The sequence below is a fragment of the Streptomyces sp. NPDC043812 genome (assembly GCF_056436245.1).
In genome coordinates, this window is the sequence record NZ_JBWKCY010000006.1 from 244,460 (window position 1) to 268,911 (window position 24,452).

A 24,452-nucleotide genomic window follows, 5' to 3' on the forward strand; every position below is an offset into this window, starting at 1 on the left:
TCTGGAGCAGGGCAACCCTTTGGCCCAAGGAGGGCTTATGGCTACCGGAACCGTCAAGTGGTTCAACGCTGAAAAGGGCTTCGGCTTCATCGCCCAGGACGGCGGCGGCCCGGATGTCTTCGTCCACTACTCCGCGATCAACGCGTCCGGGTTCCGCTCCCTCGAGGAGAACCAGGTCGTGAACTTCGACGTCACCCAGGGCCCGAAGGGCCCGCAGGCGGAGAACGTCACCCCGGCCTAGTCAGCCCGGGTCGGCGATCGCGCACGACCAGCAGTACCCAAGGAGCCCCGCTCCGTACATTCCGTACGGAACGGGGCTCCTGCCTTTTGCCGCCGCTACCGGTACAGCGATTCGATCTCTGCCGCGAAGTCCCGCGCGATCTCCGCCCGCTTCAGCTTGAGCGAGGGCGTGAGGTGACCGCTCTCCTCGGTGAAGTCGCCCGTCAGGACCCGGAAGCGGCGGATCGACTCGGCGCGTGAGACCAGCCGGTTCGCCTCGTCGACGGCGCGTTGCAGCGACTCCAGCAGGTCCTGGTCCGCCACCAGTTCGACGAGCGGCAGATGCACCTTCCTCTTCATCCGCCGCCAGTGGTCGAGCCCGTCCGGCTCCAGGGTGAGCAGGGCGGTGACGTACGGGCGGTTGTCGCCGATCACCATGCACTGGCCCACCAGCGGATGCGCCCGCAGCCAGTCCTCCAGCGGGGCCGGCGCCACGTTCTTGCCGCCGGAGGTGATGATGATGTCCTTCTTGCGGCCCGTGATCGTCAGATATCCACCGTCGTCCAGGGCACCGAGATCACCCGTCGGCAGCCAGCCGTCCCCTGCCACCGGGACGGCCGCGGCACGCTCGGCGTCCCAGTAGCCGCCGAAGACCTGGCCGCCGCGCAGCTCGATCTCGCCGTCGTCGGCGATGCGGACCGCGGTGCCGGGCAGCGGCCAGCCCACCGTGCCGATCCGGGGCCGCAGCGGCGGGGTCACGGTGGAGGCTGCGGTCGTCTCGGTCAGCCCGTAGCCCTCGAAGACCTGGATGCCGGCACCCGCGTAGAACGAGCCGAGCCGACTGCCCAGCGGGGAGCCGCCGCAGATCGCGTACCGCACCTTTCCGCCGAGTGCGGCCCGGATGCGACGGTAGACCAACGGGTCGTACAGCGCGCGGGCCGCCCGCAGGCCGAGCGAGGGGCCGGGGCCCGTGCCGTGCTCGGCGGCCTCCACCGCCTGCCCGTAGCGCTGCGCGATCCGCGCGGCGCGGTCGAAGGAGGATGCCCGCCCCAGCTTCTCGGCGGTGGCGCGCCCGGTGTTGAAGACCTTCTCCAGGACGTACGGGATGGCCAGCAGGAACGTGGGAGCGAAACCGGCCAGGTCGGCAAGCAGGTCCTCGGTCTTGATCGACGGGGCGTGTCCGAGGCGTACCCGGGCCCGCAGGCAGCCGATCGCGACCATGCGCCCGAAGACGTGCGAGAGGGGGAGGAAGAGCAGGGTGGAGGCAGGCTCCTTGCTCACCGACCTGAAGACGGGGTGCAGCAGTTCGACCGCGTTGTCGACCTCGGCGAAGAAGTTGGCGTGGGTCAGAACGCAGCCCTTGGGCCGGCCGGTGGTGCCCGAGGTGTAGATCAGCGTGGCGACGGACCCGGGGGTGAGCGAGGCGCGGCGTTCGGCGACGGCGGCGTCCGGGACGCCGGCCTTCTCCCCCGCCCTTCGCAGCGTCTCCACGGCCCCCGTGTCGAACACCCACAGATGCTCGAGACCTGGAAGCTGCCTGCGCTCCTGGCTGATGAGCCGGGCCTGTTCGGCGGTCTCGACGGCGCAGGCGACCGCGCCCGAGTTCTCCAGGATCCACCGGGCCTGGAACGCGGAAGACGTCGGGTAGATGGGCACGGTGACGAGGCCGGCGGCCCAGGCGGCGAAGTCGAACAGCGTCCACTCGTAGGTGGTGCGCGCCATGACGGCGAGCCGGTCGCCGGGCTGCAGCCCTTCGGCGACGAGCCCCTTGGCGACGGCGCGGACCTCATCGGCGAACTGCGCCGCGGTGACGTCGTGCCAACGGCCGTCGGCGTCCTTGCGGCTGAGCACGGCCTCGCCGGGGGCCTCGCGCTCGTTGTCGAAGGGGATGTCGGCGAGCGAGCCATGGGTGACGGCGGGGACGAGCGCGGGCACGGAGACCTCCCGCACGACGCCGTTCACCCGCTTCTTGTGGGGTTCTACCGGGGCGGGGGCACCGGCGGGGACGAGTGGATCGACGGACACGTGCGGCTCCTCGTCAGGGGGTGGGAACGTTCATCGGCGGATGGCAGGGGCGCCCGGCACGGCGACGGACCCCGGGGTCAGGCGCGTTCGAGGACGGCCGTGACGCCCTGGCCGCCGGCGGCGCAGACCGAGATCAGGCCGCGGCCCGGGCCCTCACGCTCGGCGAGGAGCTTGGCGAGGGTGGCGACGATCCGCGCACCGGTGGCCGCGAAGGGGTGGCCGGTGGCCAGGGAGGACCCGGCGACGTTCAGCCGGTCGCGGGCCACCGGCGGCAGGCCCTGCTCCTCCCAGGCGGCGAGCGTGGCGAGCACCTGCGAGGCGAACGCCTCGTGGATCTCGACCAGGTCGAAGTCGGCGAGCGAGAGCCCGGCGCGTGCCAGCATGCGGGGAACGGCGTGGGCCGGGGCCATCAGCAGTCCGTCCTCGCCGCCGGCGACGTCACCGTCCACGTAATTCACAGCGCCCGTCTCGTACGCGGTGAGATACGCGAGTGGCTCGTGGCCGTGTGCCGCCGCCCACTCCTCACTCGCGAGGAGCACGGTGGCCGCGCCGTCGGTGAGGGGCGTGGAGTTTCCGGCGGTCATGGTGGCGCCGGGTGCGTCGTTGCCGTAGACCGTCTTCAGGGTCGCGAGCTTCTCGACCGTGGAGCCGGGTCGCAGGTTCTGGTCGCGTTCCAGGCCGCGGAAGGGCACGACGAGATCGTCTAGGAACCCGCGGTCGTAGGCGGCGGCGAGCCGCTGGTGGCTCGTGGCGGCCAGCAGGTCCTGTTCCTCGCGGCCGATCCCCCAGTTCCGCGCGGTGATCGCCGCGTGTTCGCCCATGGACAGCCCGGTGCGGGGTTCGGCGTTCCGCGGGATGTCGGGGACGAGGTGCTTCGGGCGCACCCGCGCGAGTGCCTTGAGCCGCGCGCCCGTACTTCCGGCCCGGCGTGCCTCGAGCAGGATGCGGCGCAGTTCGTCGTTGACGCCGAGGGGCGCGTCGCTCGTGGTGTCGGCGCCGCCCGCGATGCCGCTCTCCACGCCGCCGACCGCGATCTTGTTGGCGACGGCGATGACGGCCTGGAGGCCGGTGCCGCATGCCTGCTGGATGTCGTACGCCGGGGTGTGCGGGTCAAGTCCGGAGCCGAGGACGGTTTCACGGGCCAGGTTGAAGTCGCGGCTGTGCTTGAGGACGGCTCCGGCGACGAACTCGCCGACCGCGCCCGGCGCGGACAGTGCGTACCGCTCGACGAGCCCGGCGAGGGCCGCGCCGAGCATGTCCTGGTTGGAGGCGGTGGCGTACGGGCCGTCGGACCGGGCGAACGGGACACGGCTGCCGCCGATCACCGCAACCCTGCGAGGCAACTTCGGCAGCATCTCGACCAGCTCCTGACTCTTCAGTAACCTTACTCTGGAGTAAATCTACGACCGAGCAGGGAGTCAGGACAATGGCCGATCGCTATCTGCACTTCACCGGCACAGCACCCGGCCGCTTTCTCACCCGGCGGCTCGGCCTTCCCCAGCCCGCCCCGCTGCGGCGCTGGAACCCGGAGAACCCCGCCCTCGACGGGCCGGTGCTGCTGCTCACCGCCGGAACGTCCGCACTCGAGCGACCGCTGCCCGACACCGGACTCCAGGTCGCCGACTCCGGCGACCGGCCCGCCGCCGTCGTCCTCGACGCCACCGGGGTCACCACCGCGGCCGGCCTCGCCGAGGTGCACGCCGCCCTGCACCCGGTCGTGCGCTCCGTCACCCCCGGCGGCCGCATCGTCGTCATCGGCGCCCGGCCCGCCGCCGACGACCATCACCAGGCCGCCGCCCAGCAGGCCCTCGAAGGATTCGTCCGCTCCCTGGGCAAGGAGATCGGCGGAGGCCGCACCGTCAACCTCGTCCGGCTCACCTCGCCCGCGCCCGAGGCCGCGGCGTCCACCCTGCGCTTCCTGCTCTCGCCCAAGTCCGCCTACGTCAGCGGCCAGGTCGTCGAACTCGGTGACACCGAGCCGGAGTTCCCCGCCGACGCCGCACGCCCCCTCGCCGGCCGCACCGCACTCGTCACCGGTGCCGCCCGCGGCATCGGCGCCTGTGTCGCCGAGGTCCTCGTCCGCGACGGCGCGCACGTCGTCTGCCTCGACGTGCCCCAGGCCCAGGCCGATCTGATCCGCACCGCCGACCGGCTCGGGGGCACCGCGCTCCCCCTCGACATCACCGCCCCCGACGCCGCGGACCTCATCGCGGCCGCGCTCCCCGACGGCGGACTCGACGTCCTCGTCCACAACGCGGGCATCACCCGCGACCGGCGCCTCGCCAACATGCCCGCCGATCGCTGGAGTTCGGTGCTGGACGTCAATCTGGCCGCCGTGCTCGACACCACCGACGCCCTGCTGAAGGCCGGCGCGGTCCGCGGCGGCGGCCGCATCGTCGCCACCGCGTCCATCGCGGGCATCGCCGGCAACACCGGGCAGACCAACTACGCCGCGAGCAAGGCCGGGATCATCGGCCTGGTCCGCTCCCTCGCGCCGCGTGCCGCGGCCGCCCACGGCGTCACGGTCAACGCCGTCGCCCCCGGTTTCATCGAGACGAGGATGACCGCGGCCGTACCGCTGTTCATCCGCGAGGCCGGCCGCCGGATGAACTCCATGGCCCAGGGCGGACTGCCCGTCGACGTCGCCGAGGCCACCGCCTACTTCGCCCACCCGGCGTCCGGGCCCGTCAACGGCCAGATCCTGCGCGTCTGCGGCCAGAGCCTGCTGGGTGCCTGACGATGACGACCCACACCCTCGACACCACCCCCGCGCTCACGCCGCTGCTCGCCCGCGGCGCCGTCCTGTCCCCGTTCAAGCGCCGCGTCGGCGCCCGGGCGCCACTGCCCGGAACCCGGCTCGTGCTGCCGGGCGCCCGGACCGACGCAGGGCGGCTCGCCGCCTACGCCGAGGTCTGCGGGTTTCCCCCGGCCGGGCCGCTGCCGCTGCCGTATCCGCACATCCTCGGCTTCCCGCTGGCGATGCGGCTGATGGCCGACCGCGCGTTCCCCCTGCCGGTGCTCGGTCTGGTCCACACCCGTATCGGCATCGAACGGCACGGCGCCGCGCTGCACCCGGACGACCGCCCCGAGCTGACCGTGTACGCCGAGAAGCTGGTGGCGCACCACCGCGGCACCGAGGTCGTCATGGTCACCGAGGCAAGGCTCGGCGGGGCGCTCGTGTGGGAGTCGCGCAGCTCCTACCTCGCCCGCCACCGCACGTCCCACGACGGCCCCCGCGAGAACGCGGCCGCGCCCAAGCCGCTCCCGGCCACCGCCGAATGGCGGGTTCCCGGCGATCTGGGCCGGCGTTACGGCGCGGCCTCCGGCGACCGCAACCCGATCCATCTGCACCCGCTGGGCGCCCGGCTGTTCGGGTTCCCCCGCGCCATCGCCCATGGCATGTGGACCTTCGCCCGCTGCCTGGCCGAGGCGGAACGCACCGGCGGTCCCACCGCGTCCGCGCACGCCGAGTTCAAGGCACCCGTCCTGCTGCCGGCCTCCGTCACCTACGCGGCCGACAGCACGCCGGACGGCGCCGCATTCCAGCTGCGCGGCACGGCGGGCCGGATCCACCTCGCCGGCAGGGTCACCTGGGGCTCCAGCGCTCCCCCTGCATGAGCCGGTCGAGGCCCGTCCAGGCGAAGTTCATCAGCATGCCCGCGGCCTCCTTCGCAGAGACGCCGCCGGTCTCGTTCACCCACCCGGCGAGCGACTCGGCCGCGCCGACCAGCGCCTGGGCCAGACCGGCCACGTCACGTTCTGCCAGCTCGGCGTCGCGCCGGCCCGCCGGGGGCACACCCTGGCGGGCGGCGGCCCCGATCAGCTCGGTCACGAACGCGGCGATCTCCTCGCGCATCTTCGCGACCTCGGCGGCGAACGGCTCCCCGTGCGTGCGCGCCTGGCGATGCAGCACGGACCAGCCGTCGGGGTTCTCGGCGGTGTGCCGGAAGAACGCCTCCAGTCCGGCCCACATCTGCTGGTCCGCCGAGAGGCCCGGTTCGATGGCCGCCTGCACCGCCTCCGTGAGGGCCTTCGCCTCGCGCCGGATGCACGCCGTGAACAGCTCTTCCTTGGAATTCAGATAGAGGTAGACCAGCGGCTTGGACACACCGGCGAGTTCGGCGATCTCGTCCATCGACGCCGCGCGGTACCCGCGCTGCCCGAAGGTCTGCACGGCGGCGTCCATCATCTGCTGCTCGCGCACGGCCCGCGGCATGCGCTTGGCCCTCGCGCCCTTCACAGCACCCATTGTCCGATGTCCTCCCGCCCCGTGCCCTTACCCAGCGGTAAGACTAGGCCCTGTCGGAAGTACCGACGGAACGCCGGAGGACCGCGATGAGAAAGATCGTCCTGATGATGTCGGTCTCGCTCGACGGCTACATCGAGGGACCGGAACGCGACATCGGCTGGCACCGGGTCGACGAGGAGCTGCACCACCACTTCAACGAGCACATCGCCACGATGGGCGGATTCCTGAGCGGCCGCGTCACCCACGAGCTGATGGCGGGCTTCTGGCCGACGGCCGAATCCGACCCTTCGTGCACCGCAACCATGGCGGAGTTCGCGGGAATCTGGCGCGACATGCCCAAGACCGTGTACTCCCGGACCCTGCAGCGGGCCGACTGGAACACCACGGTGGTCAGGGACGTCGTCCCCGAAGAGGTGCAGGCGCTCAAGGCACAGCCGGGCGGGGACCTCGCACTCAGCGGCGCCGACCTGGCGGCGACGTTCCTGCGCCACGGCCTCGTCGACGAGTTCCGCATCTACGTCCACCCGGTCCTGATCGGCCGCGGCAAGCCGCTGTTCGCGGCGTCGGACGCGACGGCCGATCTGCGCCTCGTCGGGACCCGCACCTTCGGCAACGGCGTGGTGCTGCTGCACCACGAGCGGGCCGGGGGCAGCGCGTAACGGCGAAAGCGCCCCGGATCGCGGAGGATCAGGGGCGCTTTCGCCGGCCGGGCCGGCCGCCGTGGGACACGGCGGCCGCTCCGGCGGCAGGGCTACGCGGGGACCGGCACCGCGACCTCGCGCTCGGCGTCACGGGAGTCCGCCTCGTCGATCGGCGACGGCTTCGCCGAGTTGTACGCGTCACGGTCGAGGATTCCCTCGCGTGCGGCGACAAGCAGCGGCGACACCACCTGGCCCGCCACGTTGGTGGCGGTGCGCATCATGTCCAGGATCGGGTCGATCGCCATCAGCAGCCCCACACCCTCCAGCGGGAGGCCCAGCGTGGACAGGGTCAGCGTCAGCATGACCGTGGCACCGGTCAGGCCGGCGGTGGCAGCCGAACCGACGACGGAGACGAACGCGATCAGCAGGTAGTCCTGGATGCCCAGCTGCACATCGAAGATCTGCGCGATGAAGATCGCGGCGAGCGCCGGGTAGATCGCGGCGCAGCCGTCCATCTTGGTGGTCGCGCCGAACGGGACGGCGAACGAGGTGTAGTCCTTCGGGACGCCGAGCCGCTCGGTGACCTTCTGGGTGACCGGCATGGTGCCGACCGAGGAGCGGGAGACGAAGGCCAGCTGGATGGCGGGCCAGGCGCCCTTGAAGAACTGCACCGGGTTGACCTTGGCGACCGTCGCCAGCAGCAGCGGGTAGACGCCGAAGAGGACCAGGGCGCAGCCGATGTAGACGTCGGCCGTGAAGGTGGCGTACTTGCCGATCAGGTCCCAGCCGTAGTCGGCGATGGCGTAGCCGATGAGGCCGACGGTGCCGAGCGGCGCGAGGCGGATGACCCACCACAGTGCCTTCTGCAGCAGCTCCAGCACGGACTCGCTGAGCGCGAGGATCGGCTTGGCGCGGTCGCCGAGCTTGAGGGCGGCGATACCGGCGACGGCGGCCATGAAGACGATCTGGAGGACGTTCAGCTCGGTGAAGGGCGTGATGACGTCGGTCGGGACGATGCCGGTGATGAAGTCGATCCAGGAGCCGGCCTGCTCGGGCTTCTGGCCGTCCTTGGGGGTGAGGCCGGTGCCGGCGCCGGGGTCGGTGAGCAGGCCGATGACGAGGCCGATGGCGACCGCGATCAGCGACGTGATCATGAACCAGAGCAGGGTGCGGGTGGCCAGCCGGGCGGCGTTGTTGACCTTCCGCAGATTGGTGATCGACACCAGGATCGCGAAGAAGACGAGCGGTGCGACGGCAAGCTTCAGCAGCTGGACGAAGATCGAGCCGATGTGGTCGAGGGTGTCCTTGAGCCACGTGACGTCCTGACTGCGGGCGAGCCAGCCGAACAGGACGCCGAGCACGAGACCGGCGGCTATCTGGGCCCAGAAGGGGACCTTGGGTATACGGAATCCGGTGCCGGACCGATTTCCGGCAGGGGTGGACGCGGTGTTCGCGGACACGGACGCACTCCAGTGGGGCGTATCAGGGGACTACGGGGACGGGGATGCGGCGCGCGTCGGCGCGACGCCGCTGCATGTGGTGCCGGGGTCGGACCCGGGCCTTTCGCGGAGCAGGCCCTCAGGCCCTGACCCGCCGGGCAGGCCCTAGCGGCAACAGACCGCGGACGTACAGCGGCAGAGATCGACATGCAGGCGCGCCACGAGCGGGATGCTCGCGGCGACGTGGTGGCGCGCTGCTGTCTTCATGGCAACACGTTAACACTTGAACTTTGAGAACCTCAAAGCTCCCCTTTGGGGCCCCTGATCGCCCCGAGCCGTGACGCCCGGACAGGGCCTAGCGCGCGGCGCCGTCCTCCTGCGAACGGTTGGCGTCCAGGCGGGACTTGGCCTTGTCCACCATCGGGACGATCTGCTCGGACATCGCGTCGCGCTGCTTGCGCAGCAGGACGAAGCTCAGGGGTGCGGAGAGCACCAGCGCGAGCAGGATGACCCAGACGAAGTTGGAGTCCCCGAGACCCTTCGGCAGGACGCCGATCTGGACCAGCCCGCCGACGGCGACGAGGCAACCGACGAAGATCGCCAGACGCAGGGCGGTGTACCGGATCGCGGCGCTCGTCCTTGAAGCGGACACGGCGGGGCCTTCTTCCTTCGTACGACAAGAGATGCCCGTCCAGTGAAGCATGTCCGGAAAGCGATCAGTTCAGGGGCAGCAGCATCACGATGTCGTCGCGGTCGTCGCCCTCGGCGACACGGATGGCGCCCGGCACCCGCCCGACCTCCTTGTAGCCGCAGGCGGCGTAGAAGCGGTCGGCCCCGGTGCCGCCGCGGCAGGTGAGCCGTATCGCCTCGACGCCTTCCAGACCGCGGACGGCATCGGCGGTGGCGGCCATGAGATCGCTGCCGTACCCCTTGCCCTGGTGCCGGGGGTGGACCATGACCGTGTAGAGCCAGACCCAGTGGGTCATCAGCCGGTGCGTGTTGTGGGCGATGAACGCGGTGGCGGCGATCTCGCCTTCCTCGTCGCGCCCCACGACGAGCCGCATCCTGCCCTCGGCCATCGCCGTCAGATGCTTGACCCACTCCGGCCGGATCTCGTCGACCGTGACGGGGGGCACGAAGCCGACGGCACCACCCGCGTTGCTGACGTCCGCCCAGAGGGCGAGCACGCCGTCGCGCAGGGACGGACCGCCGGGCGGGTCGAGTTCGAACGTCAGAGCCATGGCGCAAGGGTAGGAAAGAAGCCCCGGCCGGGGCCGGGGCTTCCATCAGATGGGACGGCGCCGCGCGTCCGCCTGCGGGCGTCAGACGCGCATGGGCTGCGGCGACTCGCGGCGGTCGGCGTCGGGACCCGGGTACTCGCGGATGACCTCGTAGCGGGTGTTGCGCTCGACCGGGCGGAAGCCGGCGTCACGGATCAGGTCGAGAAGGTCGTCGCGGGTGAGCTTGTTCGGCGTCCCGTAGTTGTCCGCGTCGTGCGTGATCTTGTACTCGACGACCGAGCCGTCCATGTCGTCCGCGCCGTGCTGCAGCGCGAGCTGGGCGGTCTGCACGCCGTGCATCACCCAGAACACCTTCACATGCTGGATGTTGTCGAACAGCAGCCGGGAGACGGCGAAGGTCTTCAGCGCCTCGGCACCGGTCGCCATGGTCGTGCGCGACTGCAGCTTGTTGCGGACCTTGCCGTCCTGCATGTCGACGAAGTCGTGCTGGTAGCGCAGCGGGATGAAGACCTGGAAGCCGCCGGTCTCGTCCTGCAGCTCGCGCAGCCGCAACACGTGGTCCACGCGGTGACGGGGTTCCTCGATGTGCCCGTACAGCATCGTGCACGGGGTCTTGAGACCCTTCTCGTGCGCGAGGCGGTGGATACGCGACCAGTCCTCCCAGTGGGTGCGGTGGTCGACGATGTGCTGACGCACTTCCCAGTCGAAGATCTCGGCGCCGCCGCCGGTCAGTGACTCGAGACCGGCCTCGATGAGCTCGTCGAGGATCTCGCCCGCGCTGAGCCCGGAGATCGTCTCGAAGTGGTGGATCTCGGTCGCGGTGAAGGCCTTGAGCGAAACGTTCGGGAGGGCCTTCTTCAGCTCGGAGAGCGAGCGGGGGTAGTAGCGCCACGGCAGGTTGGGGTGGAGCCCGTTGACGATGTGCAGCTCGGTGAGGTTCTCGTTCTCCATCGCCTTGGCGAGGCGGACGGCCTCCTCGATGCGCATGGTGTACGCGTCCTTCTCGCCCGGCTTGCGCTGGAACGAGCAGTAGGCGCACGACGCGGTGCACACGTTCGTCATGTTGAGGTGGCGGTTGACGTTGAAGTGGACGACATCGCCGTTCTTGCGGGTGCGCACGTCGTGCGCCAGCCCGCCGAGCCATGCCAGGTCGTCCGACTCGTAGAGGGCGATGCCGTCCTCGCGCGTCAGCCGCTCACCGGCCCGGACCTTCTCCTCGAGCTCGCGCTTGAGTCCTGCGTCCACTGGGGGCCGCCTCCCATACGTCAACCAATCGGGCTCCACCAAAGGTATCCCTAGCTCTCCTCCGGCAGATCGCCGACCCGGTTCTCCCACTTGGTGGACAGCACGATGGTCGTGCGGGTCCGCGAGACACCGCGGGTGCCCGACAGCCGGCGGATGGTCTTCTCCAGCCCGTCCACGTCGCTGGCGCGCACCTTGAGCATGTACGAGTCGTCGCCGGCGATGAACCAGCAGTCCTCGATCTCGGCGAGGTCCTTCAGTCGGCGCGCCACGTCCTCGTGGTCGGCCGCGTCGGAGAGCGAGATACCGATGAGGGCCGTCACACCGAGGCCGAGCGAGGCGGCGTCGACCGTGGCGCGGTAGCCGGTGATGACGCCCGCCGCTTCCAGTCGGTTGATGCGGTCGGTGACGGAGGGGCCGGAGAGCCCCACGAGCCGGCCGAGCTCGGCATACGAAGCCCTGCCGTTCTCACGCAGAGCCTGGATGAGCTGCCTATCCACGGCGTCCATAAGCCTGAGCCTTCCATTATTCAGCGATCTCGCAAGATTGAGTGTAGAATCTAAGGCATGCAGGGGTCGATTCCCTGCGATCCATACAAATGATCAATGACGATCTTCAGGAGATGAAACTCACCGTGTACACGCTCGAGATGGCCTACGCCCAGATGCGACAGCTTCAGGACCGTGCCAACCGCTCGCGTGCCCACCAGCAGCTCACCGCCGCTCGCAAGGCCGAGAAGGCCCGTACGCGCGGCGCCGACAAGCGCTAACCACTCCGGGAGCCACCCCCAAGCTCCCCTTCCCAGCGGCGGTACAGCCGGTGCGGCACCCCTGCCGCGTCCAGCACCCGCCCGGCGACGAAGTCCACCAGATCCTGGATGTGCGTCGCCCCCGCGTAGAACGCCGGAGAGGCGGGCAGCACCACGGCGCCCGCCTCGTCCAGCGTCACCAGATGCTTCAGCGTCTGCCCGTTCAGCGGAGTCTCCCGAACGGCGACGACCAGCCGGCGCCGCTCCTTGAGCGTCACGCTCGCCGCCCGCTGCAGCAGGTCCTTCGAAAGCCCCAGCGCAACCCCCGCCACACAGGCGGTGGAGGCGGGCACGATCAGCATCCCCTTCACCGGGTACGAGCCGGACGACGGCCCGGCCGCGAGATCGCCTGCGGCCCAGTGACGGACGTCGTCCACGTCGGTGTCGAAGGTGTCCGGCTTCCCGTCCGCGCCCCGCGCCAGCCACTGGCGCAGATCGTCCCGCCAGTACGCGTCACGGAACGCGACCCCGGTCTCGTCGAGCAGCGTGAGCCGCGAGGCCCGGCTGACGACGAGGTCCACGCTCTCGCCTGCGGCGAGCAGCCCCCGCAGCACGGCGGCGGCGTACGGCGTGCCGGAGGCACCCGACACCCCCACGACCCACGGCCGGCGACTGGTTTTTTCCTGCGGCTCCACACCGCTGAGCCTATCCGGCGGGCTGTCGGCACGGCCGACCAAGGTCTCCCGCCCGATCGGGGCGGTGTCAGACCTGCGGTCGACGGACGCTCGGGTCGACGGGCAGCTCCGCGGTGTCGACGGTGAGCTTCCCGATATCGGACTCGACGGTGACCTGCTTGCCGTAAGGGATGGTGTCCCGCCCCAGAGAGCCGTCAGGCCCCGGGTTCCACAGCGTCACGCACTGCGCCTTGCACGGATCGAAGATCAGGTAGTGCGGGATCCCGCGCCGCACGTACGCGCGGTCCTTGACCTCGTAGTCGTTGCGCACACTGCTCGGCAAGACGACTTCGACGGCGAGCTCGATCAACTCCGGAGAGTAGGCGCTGAGGTTCCTGCCCACCTCGGCGGCCGGGATGACGGCGAGATCCGGGCAGAACTCGTTCTCGTCGTCGAACGGCACAGCGACGTCGCTGATGAAACCCCACTCCCCGAGACCTGTGACTCGAGGAGGTTCCACACCCGCCGGATCGATTCGGCGTGGTGCGGCTTGACCGGACTCATCACGATGTCGCCCTCGACAATCTCCGTCCGGTACCCGGGGAACATGTCCTCGAACCGGCTGAGCTGCGAGTGCAGGCGGTCGCTCTCAGAGATGGTCACGTCGGCCTCCATTCCCTGGTAGGCCGCACGCTCCTCAGACCGTCAGACCTCGCACCACAAGATCCAGCAGCGCGCACACGAACAGGGCAATACCGATGAAGCCGTTGACCGTGAAGAACGCCCTGCTCAGACGGGACAGGTCGTGCGGGCGCACGATCGAGTGCTCGTAGAGGAACGCCCCCGCCACGAGCGCCAGGCCCAGCCACAGGAACACGCCCGCGTCCGTTGCCAGCGCGTACCAGACGAACAGCGCCATCGTCACGACATGGCAGCCGCGCGCGCCGTACAGCGCCGCCGGGATGCCGAAGCGGGCCGGGACCGACTTCACGCCGTGGGCGCGGTCCGCTTGGACGTCCTGGCAGGCGAAGATCAGGTCGAAGCCGCCGATCCACACGCCGACCGCGAGGCCCAGGGTCACGGCGTCCCACGACCACTCGCCGGTGATCGCGATCCATGCGCCGACCGGACCCATGGCCTGCGCGAGGCCGAGGATGGCGTGCGGGAAGTTCGTGAACCGCTTGCCGTACGGATAGACCACCATGGGCACGACGGCGATCGGCGCGAGCGCCAGGCACAGCGGGTTCAGCAGCGCCGCCGCACCGAGGAAGACGACGACGGCGACGAGCGCGCCGGTCCAGGCGGACCGCACGGAGACCGCGCCGGTGACCAGCTCCCGGCTCGCCGTGCGCGGGTTACGGGCGTCGATCTCGCGGTCGATGATCCGGTTGCAGGCCATCGCGAAGGTCCGCAGACCCACCATCGCGACGGTGACGAGCAGCAGCTTCACCCAGTGGATGTTCCGGTCCAGCTCGAACATCGCGGTGAGCGCGGCGATGTACGCGAACGGCAGGGCGAAGACCGAGTGCTCGATCATCACCAGGCGCAGGAACGCCTTGGTGCGTCCGGGCTGCGGCATGGCCGCGGCGGCGGAGGTCACAGGCCGTACTCCTTCCAGCGGCGGTCGACCTTGGCCGCCGTCTCCGGGTCCGAGACCACCATCTCCGGCCAGCCGCCGTCCCGGGTGTACCCCTCCTCGGGGAGCTTCCGCGTCGCGTCGATGCCCGCCTTGCCGCCCCAGAACTGCTGGTAGGAGGCGTGGTCGAGATGATCGACCGGGCCTTCGACGACGGTGAGGTCACGGGCGTAGTCGGTGTTGCCAAGCGCGCGCCACGACACCTCGTGCAGATCGTGGACGTCGCAGTCGGCGTCGACGACGACGATCAGCTTGGTCAGCGACATCATGTGCGCGCCCCAGATCGCGTGCATGACCTTCTGCGCGTGCTTCGGGTACTTCTTGTCGATCGAGACGATGGCGCAGTTGTGGAAACCGCCCGACTCCGGCAGGTGGTAGTCCACGATGTCCGGGACGATGATCTTGAGCAGCGGCAGGAAGAACCGTTCCGTCGCCCGCCCCAGCGGCCCGTCCTCCGTCGGGGGCCGGCCCACCACGATCGACTGCAGCAACGGGCGCTTGCGCATGGTCACGCAGTCGATCGTCAGCGCGGGGAACGGCTCCTGCGGCGTGTAGAAACCGGTGTGGTCGCCGAAGGGCCCCTCGGGCAGCATCTCCCCCGGCTCCAGCCACCCCTCCAGCACGACCTCGGCGTTCGCCGGGACCTGCAGCGGGACGGTCTTGCAGTCGACCATCTCCGTCCTCTTGCCGGCCACGAAGCCGGCGAAGAGGTACTCGTCGATGTCGCCGGGCAGCGGCGCGGTCGAGGCGTACGTGACGGCCGGCGGGCAGCCGAACGCGATCGCGACCGGCAGCCGCTCGCCACGCTTCGCCGCAACGGCGTAGTGGTTGCGGCTGTCCTTGTGGATCTGCCAGTGCATGCCGATGGTGCGCCGGTCGTGGCGCTGGAGCCGGTAGAGACCGAGGTTCCTGACCCCGGTCTCCGGGTGCTTGGTGTGCGTGAGCCCCAGGTTGAAGAAGGAGCCGCCGTCCTCGGGCCAGGTGAACAGCGCGGGCAGCTGGTCGAGGTCGACGTCGTCGCCGCGCAGGACGACCTCCTGGACCGGCGCGTCCTTCACCTTCTTCGGCGGGACGTGCACCATCGAGCCGAGCTTGCCGAAGGCCTCGCGCACCCCGACGAAGCCGTGCGGCAGCTCCGGCTTGAGCAGCCCGCCGATCTTGTCGCTGATCTCCGCGTAGGACTTCAGCCCGAGCGCCTTGAGCAGGCGGCGGTCGGTGCCGAAGACGTTCATCGCGAGCGGCATCGCCGAGCCGCGCACGTTCTCGAAGAGGAGCGCGGGGCCGCCGGCCTTGTTGACCCGGTCGACGATCTCCCCGACCTCGAGATACGGGTCGACCTCGGCCTTGATGCGCTTGAGGTCACCCTCGCGCTCCAGCGCCCGGAGCAGGGAGCGAAGATCGTCGTAAGCCATGCGGTCCAGTATCCGGTACGCACTACGCTGGAACTGTCACGGGGGCCGCCCGGCCGGTCCCGAGTTCTTTGTGCAGGGGGTCGGCCATGCTTCGGGTGCTGATGATTCTGGTACCGCTGGCGCTCAGCATCTACGCGTTCATCGACTGCATCACCACCGACGAGAAGGATGTCCGCTACATCCCCAAGCCCCTGTGGGCCATCCTCGTCCTGCTGTTCCCCCTGGTGGGTTCCGTCTCCTGGCTGATCGTCGGCAAGAATCGCGCCGCCGTGGGCGGCGCGGCGCCGCGCCGCGGCTGGGTCGCCCCTGACGACAACCCCGATTTCCTCAAGTCACTGCGCGACGAGAACGAGCGCGAGCGCCAGGCGGAGCGGGAGGACGGCGACGACCCCGACAAGCCGAGGCCCTGACGCGCTGCACCTGCCCGCTGTACCTGCCTCGGCCGGGTGATGCCGCCCGCCCGTTCGGGGAAGAGTCGTGGCATGGACGAGGACGAGGACCGGCGGTGGCTGGCAACGGCGGTCGCGGAAGCGCGGGCCGGGCTCGCCGAGGGCGGGATTCCGATCGGCGCCGCGCTGTACGGGGCCGACGGCATCCTGCTGGGGCGGGGGCACAACCGACGGGTGCAGGACGGGGACCCGTCGATGCATGCGGAGACGGCGGCCTTCCGGGCCGCGGGCCGGCAGCGGTCGTACGCGGGCACGACGATGGTGACGACACTCTCGCCGTGCTGGTACTGCTCCGGGCTCGTCCGGCAGTTCGGGATCTCCCGGGTCGTCGTCGGCGAGGCGGAGACCTTCCACGGCGGCCACGACTGGCTGGCGGAGCACGGCGTCGAGGTCGTGGTGCTGGACGACCCCGCCTGTACATCGATGATGCGCCGCTTCATCGAGGAGTTCCCGGCGCTCTGGAACGAGGACATCGGCGATGAGTGAGACGCGCATTCCGACCATCGATCTCTCCCGGGAGCCGGCGGCCCAGGCTGCTGTCATCGACCGCGCCCTGCAGGAAGCCGGGTTCCTCCTGGTCACCGGCCACGAGGTGGCACCCGGGCTGCGGGAGGAGATCCGCGAGAGCGCACGGCGCTTCTTCCGGTTGCCGGCCACCGTCAAGGAGCCGTACGCCGTGCGGGTCGGCGGACGTGGCTGGCTCGGCCCGGGCGCGGAGGCCAACGGGTACGCGGAGGGCACCCAGACACCGCCGGACCTGAAGGAGTCCCTCTCGTTCGCGGCGGACGAGGCCACCGGGGACGCGACGGTCGACGCCGAGTGGTTCCTGCCGAACGTCTGGCCCGCCGAGGTCCCGGAGCTGAGGCCGCTGGTGGAGACGTATCTGCAGCAGATGCACGCCCTGTCCGACCGGCTGCTCGCCCTGCTCGGCGACGCGCTCGGCGAGGGCCCGGACTTCTTCACCCGGCACACCGGCGGTCCCACATGGGGCTTCAACGTGAACTGGTACCCGGGCACGGACACGGTCGGGGTGCCGCAGCCCGGTCAGTTCCGCATCGGCCCGCACACCGACTTCGGCACGGTCACGGTCCTGGACCGGCAGGCCGGCCGGGGAGGGCTCCAGGTGTTCACGGAGCGCGGCGGCTGGCAGGACGCGCCGTGGGACCCGGCGGCGTTCACCGTCAACATCGGGGATCTGATGGCCCGCTGGACGGGCGACCGCTGGCGCTCGGGCCGCCACCGCGTGCTGCCGCCGCCCGCCGAAGCTCCGTCGGAGGAGCTGATGTCGCTGGTGTACTTCTACGAATGCGATCCGGGCACGGTCGTGGCGCCGCTGCCCGCGCCGAAGGGGCGGGTGGCCTACGAGCCGGTGGACTCGCACACGTATCTCCGGGCGAAGCTCGACGCGATCTCGGTCCCCGGAGATCCTGCTCGGACGGGGTACGGCGACCGCGTGTAACGGACTGAACACGGACATCACGAATCCCTCCTTGCGTTCCGCGAGCGGGTAATAACCTGATCGTCAACTGTCCGCCCTCCGGCGCCACTTGACTGCCCGGGAGTCGTTCTTGAGGGATCAACTCGCCGCGAGGGGCGACTTACTCGCGCAGCTCACGTCCCATCTCACCGGCGCCGAGGTCGCCGGCCACAGGTACCGCCCGTACTGCAAGGTGCTGCCGCCGCCCGTGGTCGCCGTCGTCGGCGGCCGGGGCACGGGCAAGACGCATGCCCTGGAGCGCCTGCGGGACAGCTGCGGAACCACCACGCCCACCGCGTATCTGGACTGTGCCGACGAGACCCTGCGCACCGGCGCTGCCGAGTCGCCCGAGTCACGTTCGCTGGTGACGGAGGCGCTGCGGCTGCTCGGCGTCGGGTTCACCAGCAGCGGGCCGCCGCGGGCGCCGGCCCTGCACATGACCCGGCTGTTCGCGGGCCTGGTCGCCGTGGCGTCCGGCGCCTGGAACGCCGACCAGGACGAGCGCATCGCCGCGGAGCTGCGCCGGCTGGAGCTCATCTCGCCCGCGCGCGGCAACTGGGCTTCGGTGGTGCAGAGTTGGGTCTCCAAGCTGGTGGCGGGATACGCGGCGCTGCCGATGCCGCTGCCGCCGGTGCAGAAGCTCATCGAGGTGTCGGTGGAGGTACTGCTGCAGGAACTGTTCCAGCGGGGCAGCCGCAAGGCGGTCGGCTGGTACGGCGCCTATCCCGGCGCGCAGGGCAGCGCACAGTGGGGGCTGACCCTGCTCGGCAGTCACTTCCGGCTCGGCGGCGACCAGCGGCGGCGGGCCGAGTTCTTCCTAGGGCAGGCGCTGCGCGCCGATCTCGACGAGGCGTACCGCACGACCGGCGGCTGGCTGCTGCGCACCGGGCGGCCGTTGATGCTGCTCGACAACGCGCACGACGAACTGGGCGAACAGCTGGTGCGCGACTGCGTCACCCACCGGGCGACCGGCCATCCGGACCGGGTGGTGATGTACGGGGCGTTCCGCCGGGGCGATCCGCCGGTGCTGCAGGGAGCGCATCGGCTGCCGTCACTGAGTTCGGCGGTGGGACTGGCCGGGAGCCGCGGCGACGAACTGTGCCGGCACGCGATGGTCGTGGTGCCGTATCCGCCGCTGCCGCCCGCGGGCCCGGAAACCTCCGACGGGCTGCTGAGCCATGTGGACCCGGACGCGATGCTGCCGCCCGGACTGCCGCGCGCACTGCACCGGTTCACCGGCGGGCGCCCGCTGGCGATGACGCGGATGACGGACGCGGTCGACGAGCTGCGCCGCGCGGCGGCCGTCGCCGATGCCACCGACGCGTCGCCCGCGCCGCACGCACTGTCGGAACTGACGCTGCGTTCGCTGCTGCGCCATCGGCCCGCCACTCCGCTGCAGCCGACGACGGGGCCGACGGTCGCCGAGAAACTGCGCCAGGAGCTGGCGCCCGGGGAGCTGGGCGAGCTGCTCACGCGGCTCTCCCCCGCGGCGGATGCGCGGGCGGCCGAGCTGCTGCTTCCCGCGGCTGCCGCGATGAGCACGCCCGAGCTGCGCCACGCCCTCGATGCCGACGGATGGCCGCGCTGCGACCAGCACTTCGTGGCCGACCACTGTCTGCGCACCGTGCTGCTGCACCGGCTCTACCATCTGGACGCCGATCATTCGTCCTGGCTCGGTATGCACTCCCGGCTCGTCTCGCACTACTCCGACACCCGCCCCGGCTCCTGGCACCGCTACCACCACGAGCTGGCGATCGGCCGCACGGGCAATGCGGTTGCGCATCTCACCGGATCACTGGGCGGCCCGGACACCGCCGCCTGGCTCGACGAACTGCTGCACATCGCGTCCGCGCCGTGCTTCGAGAGGCTCGAGGAGCGGCGGGCACGCGCGTTCACCGGCGGGCACCGCGAGCCGGCCCGGCGGGTGGAGCGGCTGCTGAACGCCGCGTGGCTGGCCCAGGACTGGCTGGAACTTCCCGAGGCACGGCTGGAGGCCGCGGCCCACAGCGCGCTGCATGCACTGCGGGACGACGTCGCCGACAGTTCCGTGCTCACCGACGCGGCCACCCACTGGGCGGAGAGCATCCGGTCGGGCCGTCCGCTGCGGGAGTGCGGCTGCTCGCGGCGGACCCGGGCGAGCGGGGGGAACGAGTGATGAACAACCTGACCAAGATCCTCATCGGTGTGGGGGTGGCGGCCGCGGTGGTCCTCGGCGTGCTGTTCGGGCCCGGCATCCTCGACCCGGACCGCACCTGCTCCGCCGGGGTCGCCAGGCCGGAGAACAGCGACGAGTGCATCGGCGTCTCCGCGACCGGCTACGACTTCGGGGTGAAGGACATCCGGGACGTCTCCCGGGCCATAGCCGCCGAGAACAAGGAGGTCGAGGAGGCCGGGCAGCTCACGGTCTCCGTGGCCGTGATGATGCCGTTCAGCTCCCGCGCGCCCGAGCAGCTGACGAAGATGCGGCACGAGCTGCAGGGCGTGTACGTGCAGCAGCGGCTCGCCAACCGCGCCGAGGGCCGGCCGCCCCGGATCCGGTTGCTGCTCGCCAACACCGGTGATCTGGGGCGCCATTGGGAGCAGGTGGCCAACCAGCTGGCGGGCATGGTGGACGACCCCGAGCCGCTGCGGGCGGTGACGGGGATCGCCACCAGCAACACGGCGAACAAGAAGGCGGTCGACCTGTTCGCCCGGCACCGCATACCGATGGTCGGCTCGACGATCACCGCCGACGACATCACCAAGGTCGCCGGGCTCGCCCGCGTCTCCCCCACCAACAGGGACGAGGCGCGAGCGCTGGTGGCGCACGCCAAGGCCGCCGACAGCAGCGCACTGCTCGTCTACGACACCAATGAACACGACCGCTACGCGAAGACGCTGCGCAAGGCGTTCGAGGAGCAGCTGCCCCACCAGGTCTACGACGCCCGACCGTTCACCTCCAAGGAGGAGCCGAACAACCCGGGCAACCTGGGCAATGTCTTCAACAGCATCGCGCACTACATCTGCGACACCGACGCCCGAACGGTGTTCTTCGCGGGCCGTCACACCCCGCTGAGGGTCTTCGTCTCCGAACTGGGCAGGGCGGGCTGCGCGGACCGCGGTTTCACCGTCCTCACCGGCGACGAGGCGTCGTACCTCGGCGCGGACGGGAAGCTCGACCGGAGGGCGCTGGAGGTCCGGCCGGGCGGCAAGAAGCCACGGGTCACGCTGAAGTACGCGGCGCTGGCACACCCCGACGCCTGGGCGGAGGCCGACGGAAGGCCGGTCCCGGCGACCGGTGGTTCGGCGGCGGCGTTCCGGCAACTCGCCGACAGCATCGACGAGGTGCGCTCCGGCATAGGCCCGAACGACCTGCAGGACGGTCAGACGATCATCGGCTACGACGCGATGGCCACGGCCGTGCAGGGCATCCGCCGCGCGACCGGATCGTCGGACGAGGCACCGGAGCTGGACGATGTGACGGCCCAGTGGCCGCATCTGACCGGCTCGCTCCGGGTGAACGGTGCCAGTGGCTGGATCTGCCTGGACAACGACGGCAATCCGCGGAACAAGGCGGTACCCATCGTGCGGCTGACCGCCGACGGCACGCTGCGGTTCGAGGAGTTCTCCTGGCCGGACGGAAAGGCGCCGCCGGTGGACTGCGTGTACCGCAAGGACTGACCGCGCCCGGCGTCACGACGCCGCGTACGCGTCCCGCAGTTGCTGCCAGCGCTCGGAGGTCCAGGCCGACCAGTCGGTGGTGGGCCTGCCCTCGAGCGCGGCGACGAGCAGTTCGAGGTGGTGGTGCCAGCCGGCCAGGCAGTCGAGCAGCACCTCGTCGTCGCAGCGCAGCTCGTTGCCGAAGCGGAGCACCGTACCGCCGTCGCCTTGCGCCTCCAGGTGGAAGCGGATGCGGCCGTGCACGGTGACCGTGTACTCGGCGACCCGTTCCGTGTCCCATGCGGTGACATGGCCCTCGGCGACGGTGTGACGGCCGTCCGCGTCCGCGTTGAGCCAGCGGAGCGTGACGGCGCCGCCGACTCTCGGTTCGAGCACGTCGGCGGCGCAGAGCCAGGACGGCAGACCTTCGGGGGTCGCGACGGCGGCCCAGACCCGGATCACCGGATGCGGCAGGTGCAGCTCGTACCGCAGCAGGCGAGTCCCGCTGTCCCGGGTCTCGCTGGTGCCCTGGGGGATCACGTCGCTCATGCATCCAGCGTCGCTCCCCGGCGGCCCGGCCGCTACCGCACCGGGCGCGGTCAGACGCCGGCGTACGAGTGCAGGCTGTTCACGAACATGTTCACGCCGTAGTAGTTCCACAGGAAGCACAGGAACGCGACGAGCGCGATGTACGCGGCCTTGCGGCCCTTCCAGCCGGCCGTCGCGCGGGCGTGCAGGTAGGCGGCGTACGCGACCCAGGTGATGAAGGACCAGACCTCCTTGGCGTCCCAGCCCCAGTACCGGCCCCAGGCGTCGCCGGCCCAGATCGCGCCGGCGATGATCGTGAACGTCCACAGCGGGAAGACGGCGGCGTTGACACGGTAGGAGAACTTGTCGAGGGTCGCGGCGGAGGGCAGCCGCTCCAGGACCGAGGTGGCGAACCTGCCGGGCTTCCCGCCGCGCTCCAGCTTGCGTTCGTAGGCGTCGCGGAAGAGGTAGAGCACCGCGCCGACCGCGCCGAGGTAGAAGACGGCGCCGCAGAAGATCGCGGTCGAGACGTGGATCCACAGCCAGTACGAGTCGAGCGCGGGCACCAGCTGGTCGCTCTTGGTGTACAGGACGGTGACGGCAAGCCCGAGGTCGAGCAGGACCGTGGTGACGAGCGGCAGACCGGCCCAGCGGACGTTCTTCTTCGCGAGCAGCAGCGCCAGGTACACACCCACCACGACGGTCGAGAAGGTCGTGGAGAACTCGTACATGTTGCCCCACGGGGCGCGCTGCACCGACACGGCGCGGGCGACCACACCGGCCGCCTCCAGCAGGAAGGCGAGCGCCGTCAGCGAGACGGCGATGCGGCCGTACAGGTCGCCCTGCTCGGTGCCGCCGTGTGCGCCGGGGCCGTCCGGGACGTCCCGGGTGCCGCTCGCCGACCGGGTGACGACCGTCGGCTTCTCCAGGACGGCGGTCCCGCCGGCCTTCCTGACCGTGACGGCGGGGGCCGGGGCCGCGTCGGACGCCTTGTCGGCGGGTGCGGTCAGCGCGGCGGCCGTGCGGGCCACCTTGCTCCGGCTGCCGAAGAGCCATTCGGCCATGTGCGCGAAGAAGGCCAGCGTGTACACGGCCATCGACGAATAGATCAGATAGTTGCTGATCTCCGCCAGGTTCTCGTTGGTTGCGGCGGCGAGTGTCACTCCTTGGCCCCTTCGGCAGGTGCGTCCACGGGTTCGGGCGCCGTCGGCGCCCGGGAATTGAGGGTGGCGGCCAGCTCGCCCAGCTCCTGGGGGAGCTTCGCCGACTCGCTGCGGCCGAGGCCCGCCATCTCCACGACGGTCACCCCGTCCTCCCCGCGCACGGCCCGGACCCAGATCCGGCGGCGCTGGACGAACAGCGATGCCGCGAGTCCGGCGATGGCGGCGATAGCACCGGTGAGTGCCCAGCCGGTGGCGGGCTGACGGGTGATCTGGAAGGTCGCCCATTCCTTCACGTCCTTCTCGAACGTGATGGAGCCGGCGCCGTCGGGCAGCTTCATGGTCTCGCCGGGCAGCAGCCGCTGCTTGAGGATGTCGCCCTTGGCATCCTTGAACTGCTTCATCTTGCGGGTGTCGAGCTGGTACACGTTCTGCGGGAGACCGGCGTCGACACCGAGGCTGCCGTGGTAGCCGGTGAGCGCGAGCACGGGGAAGTCGAGCCCGGGGAACTGGGAGAACATGTCGCCGTTGCCGGCGCCGGCGAACGTCGGTACGAAGAAGGCCTGGAAGCCCAGCTGGTCCTTCTTGCCGTTCTTGTCGCGGTAGCCGTCCATCACCTTGATCGCGCCGGTCGAGGTGATGTTGTTGTCGATCGGCAGCAGCGGCACCGCGTCCCGGTAGACGACCTTGCCCTTGCCGTCCCGCACGGTGACGACCGGTGCGTACCCGTGGCCGTTGAGGAAGACCTTGGTGCCGTCGACGGACAGCGGCGTGTTGACCTCGATGACCTGCTTCTTGTCGGCGCTGCCCGGTTCGGACCAGGTGACGGCCGCCTCGTAGGTGCGCGGGGTGCCGCGCTGCGGGCCGTCCTTGGCGTAGGTGCCGGTGAAGCTGTCCAGGCTGAAGCTGAACGGTGTGAGTTCGTCCGTGTCGAACAGCGATCCGGACTTGAAGTCGTCGTACTGCGTCAGCGTGTTGGAGAAGCCGCCGCCCTCGACGACCAGCTTGCCGCCCTCGGACTTGAACAGCTGCCCCGACGCGAACGCCACCAGCATCACGATGAGCGCCACATGGAAGACCAGGTTCCCGGCCTCGCGCACATAGCCCTTCTCCGCGGCCACGGCGTCGCCCGCCTCGTGGGCGCGGAAGCGGGGCTGCCTGAGCATCGCGAGCGCCGCCGCGCGCACCTGCTCGGGCTCGGCCTCGGTCCGCCACGTGGTGTACGCGGGCAGCCGGGTCAGCCGGCGGGGCGCCCCCGGGGGGCGGCTGCGCAGCTGGCCGACGAACTGCCACGAACGCGGGACGATGCAGCCGATGAGCGAGACGAACAGCAGTATGTAGATCGCGGAGAACCACACGGAGCTGTAGACGTCGAAGAACTGCAGCTTCTCGTAGAGGGGCGCGAGGGTCTCGTGCCGGCTCTTGAATGCCTGCACCTTCATCTCGTCCACGCTGTTCTGCGGGATGAGGGAGCCGGGGATCGCGCCGAGGGACAGCAGGAAGAGCAGGATCAGCGCGACCCGCATGGAGGTCAGCTGGCGCCAGAACCAGCGCATCCAGCCGATCACGCCGAGCGTGGGACCGCCGACGGCCTGGTCCGCCGCGTTCTCCACGGGGGCGGTGGACAACTGCGCACCGGCCTCGCCGAGCTCGCGTTCTTCGGTCTTGCTCAT

26 protein-coding genes are annotated in these 24,452 nt (G+C 70.6%); 10 read left to right on the forward strand and 16 right to left on the reverse strand.

Annotated elements, in window-relative coordinates; genetic code table 11:
• Window positions 1-37: 37 nt before the first annotated feature.
• Window positions 38-241 carry a cold-shock protein gene (locus AC067Z_RS11930; protein ID WP_003967102.1) on the forward strand — a complete coding sequence of 68 codons (204 nt, stop codon included), beginning with the start codon at window positions 38-40 and terminating at the stop codon, window positions 239-241.
• Between the two features lie 95 nt (window positions 242-336).
• Here the strand turns inward: AC067Z_RS11930 and AC067Z_RS11935 are convergent, their stop codons facing one another.
• On the reverse strand, window positions 337-2,244 hold the full coding sequence (locus AC067Z_RS11935) for an AMP-dependent synthetase/ligase (RefSeq protein WP_478789334.1): 1,908 nt from the start codon (window positions 2,242-2,244) through the stop codon (window positions 337-339).
• Window positions 2,245-2,321: 77 nt separating this feature from the next.
• A complete protein-coding gene (locus AC067Z_RS11940) occupies window positions 2,322-3,599 on the reverse strand; it encodes an acetyl-CoA C-acetyltransferase (RefSeq protein WP_478789335.1) in 1,278 nt (425 codons plus the stop codon).
• A 71-nt stretch (window positions 3,600-3,670) separates the two neighbouring features.
• Between AC067Z_RS11940 and AC067Z_RS11945 the strand changes: the two genes are divergently transcribed.
• Window positions 3,671-4,981 carry a 3-oxoacyl-ACP reductase gene (locus AC067Z_RS11945; protein WP_478789336.1) on the forward strand — a complete coding sequence of 437 codons (1,311 nt, stop codon included), beginning with the start codon at window positions 3,671-3,673 and terminating at the stop codon, window positions 4,979-4,981.
• Window positions 4,982-4,983: 2 nt separating this feature from the next.
• Window positions 4,984-5,862: a MaoC family dehydratase gene (locus AC067Z_RS11950; protein ID WP_478789337.1), complete on the forward strand. Its 879-nt coding sequence runs from the start codon at window positions 4,984-4,986 to the stop codon at window positions 5,860-5,862.
• Here the strand turns inward: AC067Z_RS11950 and AC067Z_RS11955 are convergent.
• On the reverse strand, window positions 5,831-6,493 hold the full coding sequence (locus tag AC067Z_RS11955; RefSeq protein WP_478789338.1) for a TetR/AcrR family transcriptional regulator: 663 nt from the start codon (window positions 6,491-6,493) through the stop codon (window positions 5,831-5,833). The genes AC067Z_RS11950 and AC067Z_RS11955 overlap by 32 nt on opposite strands.
• A gap of 86 nt (window positions 6,494-6,579) precedes the next feature.
• On the opposite strand from AC067Z_RS11955, the gene AC067Z_RS11960 reads away from it, so the two are divergent.
• Entirely contained in the window at window positions 6,580-7,152 is a 573-nt protein-coding gene (locus AC067Z_RS11960; protein ID WP_478789339.1) for a dihydrofolate reductase family protein, read from the forward strand.
• A 92-nt stretch (window positions 7,153-7,244) separates the two neighbouring features.
• On the opposite strand, the gene AC067Z_RS11965 is transcribed toward AC067Z_RS11960, so the two are convergent.
• From AC067Z_RS11965 to AC067Z_RS11990, 6 genes are all read right to left on the reverse strand, one after another.
• Window positions 7,245-8,594 carry a dicarboxylate/amino acid:cation symporter gene (locus AC067Z_RS11965; protein WP_478789340.1) on the reverse strand — a complete coding sequence of 450 codons (1,350 nt, stop codon included), beginning with the start codon at window positions 8,592-8,594 and terminating at the stop codon, window positions 7,245-7,247.
• Between the two features lie 144 nt (window positions 8,595-8,738).
• Window positions 8,739-8,840, reverse strand: a complete 102-nt coding sequence (locus AC067Z_RS11970) for a putative leader peptide (RefSeq protein ID WP_478789341.1) — start codon at window positions 8,838-8,840, stop codon at window positions 8,739-8,741.
• Window positions 8,841-8,928: 88 nt separating this feature from the next.
• Window positions 8,929-9,225, reverse strand: a complete 297-nt coding sequence (locus tag AC067Z_RS11975) for a DUF4229 domain-containing protein (protein WP_478789342.1) — start codon at window positions 9,223-9,225, stop codon at window positions 8,929-8,931.
• 64 nt (window positions 9,226-9,289) lie between these two features.
• Window positions 9,290-9,814, reverse strand: a complete 525-nt coding sequence (locus AC067Z_RS11980; protein WP_478789343.1) for an N-acetyltransferase family protein — start codon at window positions 9,812-9,814, stop codon at window positions 9,290-9,292.
• 81 nt (window positions 9,815-9,895) lie between these two features.
• Window positions 9,896-11,059 (reverse strand): aminofutalosine synthase MqnE, encoded by a 1,164-nt coding sequence (gene mqnE, locus AC067Z_RS11985; RefSeq protein WP_478789344.1) that lies wholly within the window; start codon window positions 11,057-11,059, stop codon window positions 9,896-9,898.
• 50 nt (window positions 11,060-11,109) lie between these two features.
• Complete coding sequence (locus AC067Z_RS11990; RefSeq protein WP_478789345.1) at window positions 11,110-11,565, reverse strand: Lrp/AsnC family transcriptional regulator; 456 nt, start codon at window positions 11,563-11,565, stop codon at window positions 11,110-11,112.
• A gap of 113 nt (window positions 11,566-11,678) precedes the next feature.
• Between AC067Z_RS11990 and AC067Z_RS11995 the strand changes: the two genes are divergently transcribed.
• Complete coding sequence (locus tag AC067Z_RS11995; protein WP_478789346.1) at window positions 11,679-11,825, forward strand: hypothetical protein; 147 nt, start codon at window positions 11,679-11,681, stop codon at window positions 11,823-11,825.
• Here AC067Z_RS11995 and AC067Z_RS12000 read toward each other — a convergent pair.
• The 4 genes from AC067Z_RS12000 to AC067Z_RS12015 all read right to left on the reverse strand — a co-directional run bounded on the left by AC067Z_RS12000 (window position 11,822) and on the right by AC067Z_RS12015 (window position 15,526).
• Window positions 11,822-12,499 (reverse strand): UbiX family flavin prenyltransferase, encoded by a 678-nt coding sequence (locus AC067Z_RS12000; RefSeq protein ID WP_478789347.1) that lies wholly within the window; start codon window positions 12,497-12,499, stop codon window positions 11,822-11,824. The two genes, AC067Z_RS11995 and AC067Z_RS12000, sit on opposite strands and share 4 nt — an antisense overlap.
• Window positions 12,500-12,566: 67 nt before the next feature.
• A complete protein-coding gene (locus AC067Z_RS12005; protein ID WP_478789348.1) occupies window positions 12,567-12,998 on the reverse strand; it encodes a Uma2 family endonuclease in 432 nt (143 codons plus the stop codon).
• A gap of 177 nt (window positions 12,999-13,175) precedes the next feature.
• Window positions 13,176-14,078: a menaquinone biosynthesis prenyltransferase MqnP gene (gene mqnP, locus AC067Z_RS12010; RefSeq protein WP_478789349.1), complete on the reverse strand. Its 903-nt coding sequence runs from the start codon at window positions 14,076-14,078 to the stop codon at window positions 13,176-13,178.
• Window positions 14,075-15,526, reverse strand: coding sequence for a menaquinone biosynthesis decarboxylase (locus AC067Z_RS12015; protein WP_478789350.1), 1,452 nt, complete (start codon window positions 15,524-15,526; stop codon window positions 14,075-14,077). The genes mqnP and AC067Z_RS12015 overlap by 4 nt, the downstream gene beginning before the upstream one ends.
• 101 nt (window positions 15,527-15,627) lie before the next feature.
• Here AC067Z_RS12015 and AC067Z_RS12020 point away from each other — a divergent pair, with 101 nt between their 5' ends.
• From AC067Z_RS12020 to AC067Z_RS12040, 5 genes are all read left to right on the forward strand, one after another.
• A complete protein-coding gene (locus AC067Z_RS12020) occupies window positions 15,628-15,936 on the forward strand; it encodes a PLD nuclease N-terminal domain-containing protein (RefSeq protein ID WP_478789351.1) in 309 nt (102 codons plus the stop codon).
• Window positions 15,937-16,008: 72 nt separating this feature from the next.
• A complete protein-coding gene (locus tag AC067Z_RS12025) occupies window positions 16,009-16,461 on the forward strand; it encodes a nucleoside deaminase (protein WP_478789352.1) in 453 nt (150 codons plus the stop codon).
• Window positions 16,454-17,434 (forward strand): isopenicillin N synthase family dioxygenase, encoded by a 981-nt coding sequence (locus AC067Z_RS12030; RefSeq protein ID WP_478789353.1) that lies wholly within the window; start codon window positions 16,454-16,456, stop codon window positions 17,432-17,434. Before AC067Z_RS12025 ends, AC067Z_RS12030 begins: the two co-directional genes overlap by 8 nt.
• A 109-nt stretch (window positions 17,435-17,543) precedes the next feature.
• Complete coding sequence (locus tag AC067Z_RS12035; protein ID WP_478789354.1) at window positions 17,544-19,607, forward strand: hypothetical protein; 2,064 nt, start codon at window positions 17,544-17,546, stop codon at window positions 19,605-19,607.
• Window positions 19,607-21,112: a hypothetical protein gene (locus AC067Z_RS12040; RefSeq protein ID WP_478789355.1), complete on the forward strand. Its 1,506-nt coding sequence runs from the start codon at window positions 19,607-19,609 to the stop codon at window positions 21,110-21,112. Before AC067Z_RS12035 ends, AC067Z_RS12040 begins: the two co-directional genes overlap by 1 nt.
• A gap of 12 nt (window positions 21,113-21,124) precedes the next feature.
• Here AC067Z_RS12040 and AC067Z_RS12045 read toward each other — a convergent pair whose 3' ends face one another.
• The 3 genes from AC067Z_RS12045 to resB are packed head-to-tail and all read right to left on the reverse strand — an operon-like array spanning window position 21,125 to window position 24,452.
• Window positions 21,125-21,640, reverse strand: a complete 516-nt coding sequence (locus AC067Z_RS12045) for an SRPBCC domain-containing protein (protein WP_478789356.1) — start codon at window positions 21,638-21,640, stop codon at window positions 21,125-21,127.
• 50 nt (window positions 21,641-21,690) lie between these two features.
• Complete coding sequence (gene ccsB / locus AC067Z_RS12050; RefSeq protein WP_478789357.1) at window positions 21,691-22,782, reverse strand: c-type cytochrome biogenesis protein CcsB; 1,092 nt, start codon at window positions 22,780-22,782, stop codon at window positions 21,691-21,693.
• Window positions 22,779-24,452: a cytochrome c biogenesis protein ResB gene (gene resB / locus AC067Z_RS12055; RefSeq protein ID WP_478789358.1), complete on the reverse strand. Its 1,674-nt coding sequence runs from the start codon at window positions 24,450-24,452 to the stop codon at window positions 22,779-22,781. Before resB ends, ccsB begins: the two co-directional genes overlap by 4 nt.

Bases quoted from the DNA above. Each gene is read 5' to 3' on its own strand.
- AC067Z_RS11930 (WP_003967102.1), top strand. From the start codon at position 38: ATGGCTACCGGAACCGTCAAGTGGTTCAACGCTGAAAAGGGCTTCGGC.
- AC067Z_RS11940 (WP_478789335.1), bottom strand. From the start codon at position 3,599: ATGCTGCCGAAGTTGCCTCGCAGGGTTGCGGTGATCGGCGGCAGCCGT.
- AC067Z_RS11945 (WP_478789336.1), top strand. From the start codon at position 3,671: ATGGCCGATCGCTATCTGCACTTCACCGGCACAGCACCCGGCCGCTTT.
- AC067Z_RS11950 (WP_478789337.1), top strand. From the start codon at position 4,984: ATGACGACCCACACCCTCGACACCACCCCCGCGCTCACGCCGCTGCTC.
- AC067Z_RS11955 (WP_478789338.1), bottom strand. From the start codon at position 6,493: ATGGGTGCTGTGAAGGGCGCGAGGGCCAAGCGCATGCCGCGGGCCGTG.
- AC067Z_RS11960 (WP_478789339.1), top strand. From the start codon at position 6,580: ATGAGAAAGATCGTCCTGATGATGTCGGTCTCGCTCGACGGCTACATC.
- AC067Z_RS11970 (WP_478789341.1), bottom strand. From the start codon at position 8,840: ATGAAGACAGCAGCGCGCCACCACGTCGCCGCGAGCATCCCGCTCGTG.
- AC067Z_RS11980 (WP_478789343.1), bottom strand. From the start codon at position 9,814: ATGGCTCTGACGTTCGAACTCGACCCGCCCGGCGGTCCGTCCCTGCGC.
- AC067Z_RS11990 (WP_478789345.1), bottom strand. From the start codon at position 11,565: ATGGACGCCGTGGATAGGCAGCTCATCCAGGCTCTGCGTGAGAACGGC.
- AC067Z_RS11995 (WP_478789346.1), top strand. From the start codon at position 11,679: ATGAAACTCACCGTGTACACGCTCGAGATGGCCTACGCCCAGATGCGA.
- AC067Z_RS12015 (WP_478789350.1), bottom strand. From the start codon at position 15,526: ATGGCTTACGACGATCTTCGCTCCCTGCTCCGGGCGCTGGAGCGCGAG.
- AC067Z_RS12020 (WP_478789351.1), top strand. From the start codon at position 15,628: ATGATTCTGGTACCGCTGGCGCTCAGCATCTACGCGTTCATCGACTGC.
- AC067Z_RS12025 (WP_478789352.1), top strand. From the start codon at position 16,009: ATGGACGAGGACGAGGACCGGCGGTGGCTGGCAACGGCGGTCGCGGAA.
- AC067Z_RS12030 (WP_478789353.1), top strand. From the start codon at position 16,454: ATGAGTGAGACGCGCATTCCGACCATCGATCTCTCCCGGGAGCCGGCG.
- AC067Z_RS12040 (WP_478789355.1), top strand. From the start codon at position 19,607: ATGAACAACCTGACCAAGATCCTCATCGGTGTGGGGGTGGCGGCCGCG.
- AC067Z_RS12045 (WP_478789356.1), bottom strand. From the start codon at position 21,640: ATGAGCGACGTGATCCCCCAGGGCACCAGCGAGACCCGGGACAGCGGG.
- resB (WP_478789358.1), bottom strand. From the start codon at position 24,452: ATGAGCAAGACCGAAGAACGCGAGCTCGGCGAGGCCGGTGCGCAGTTG.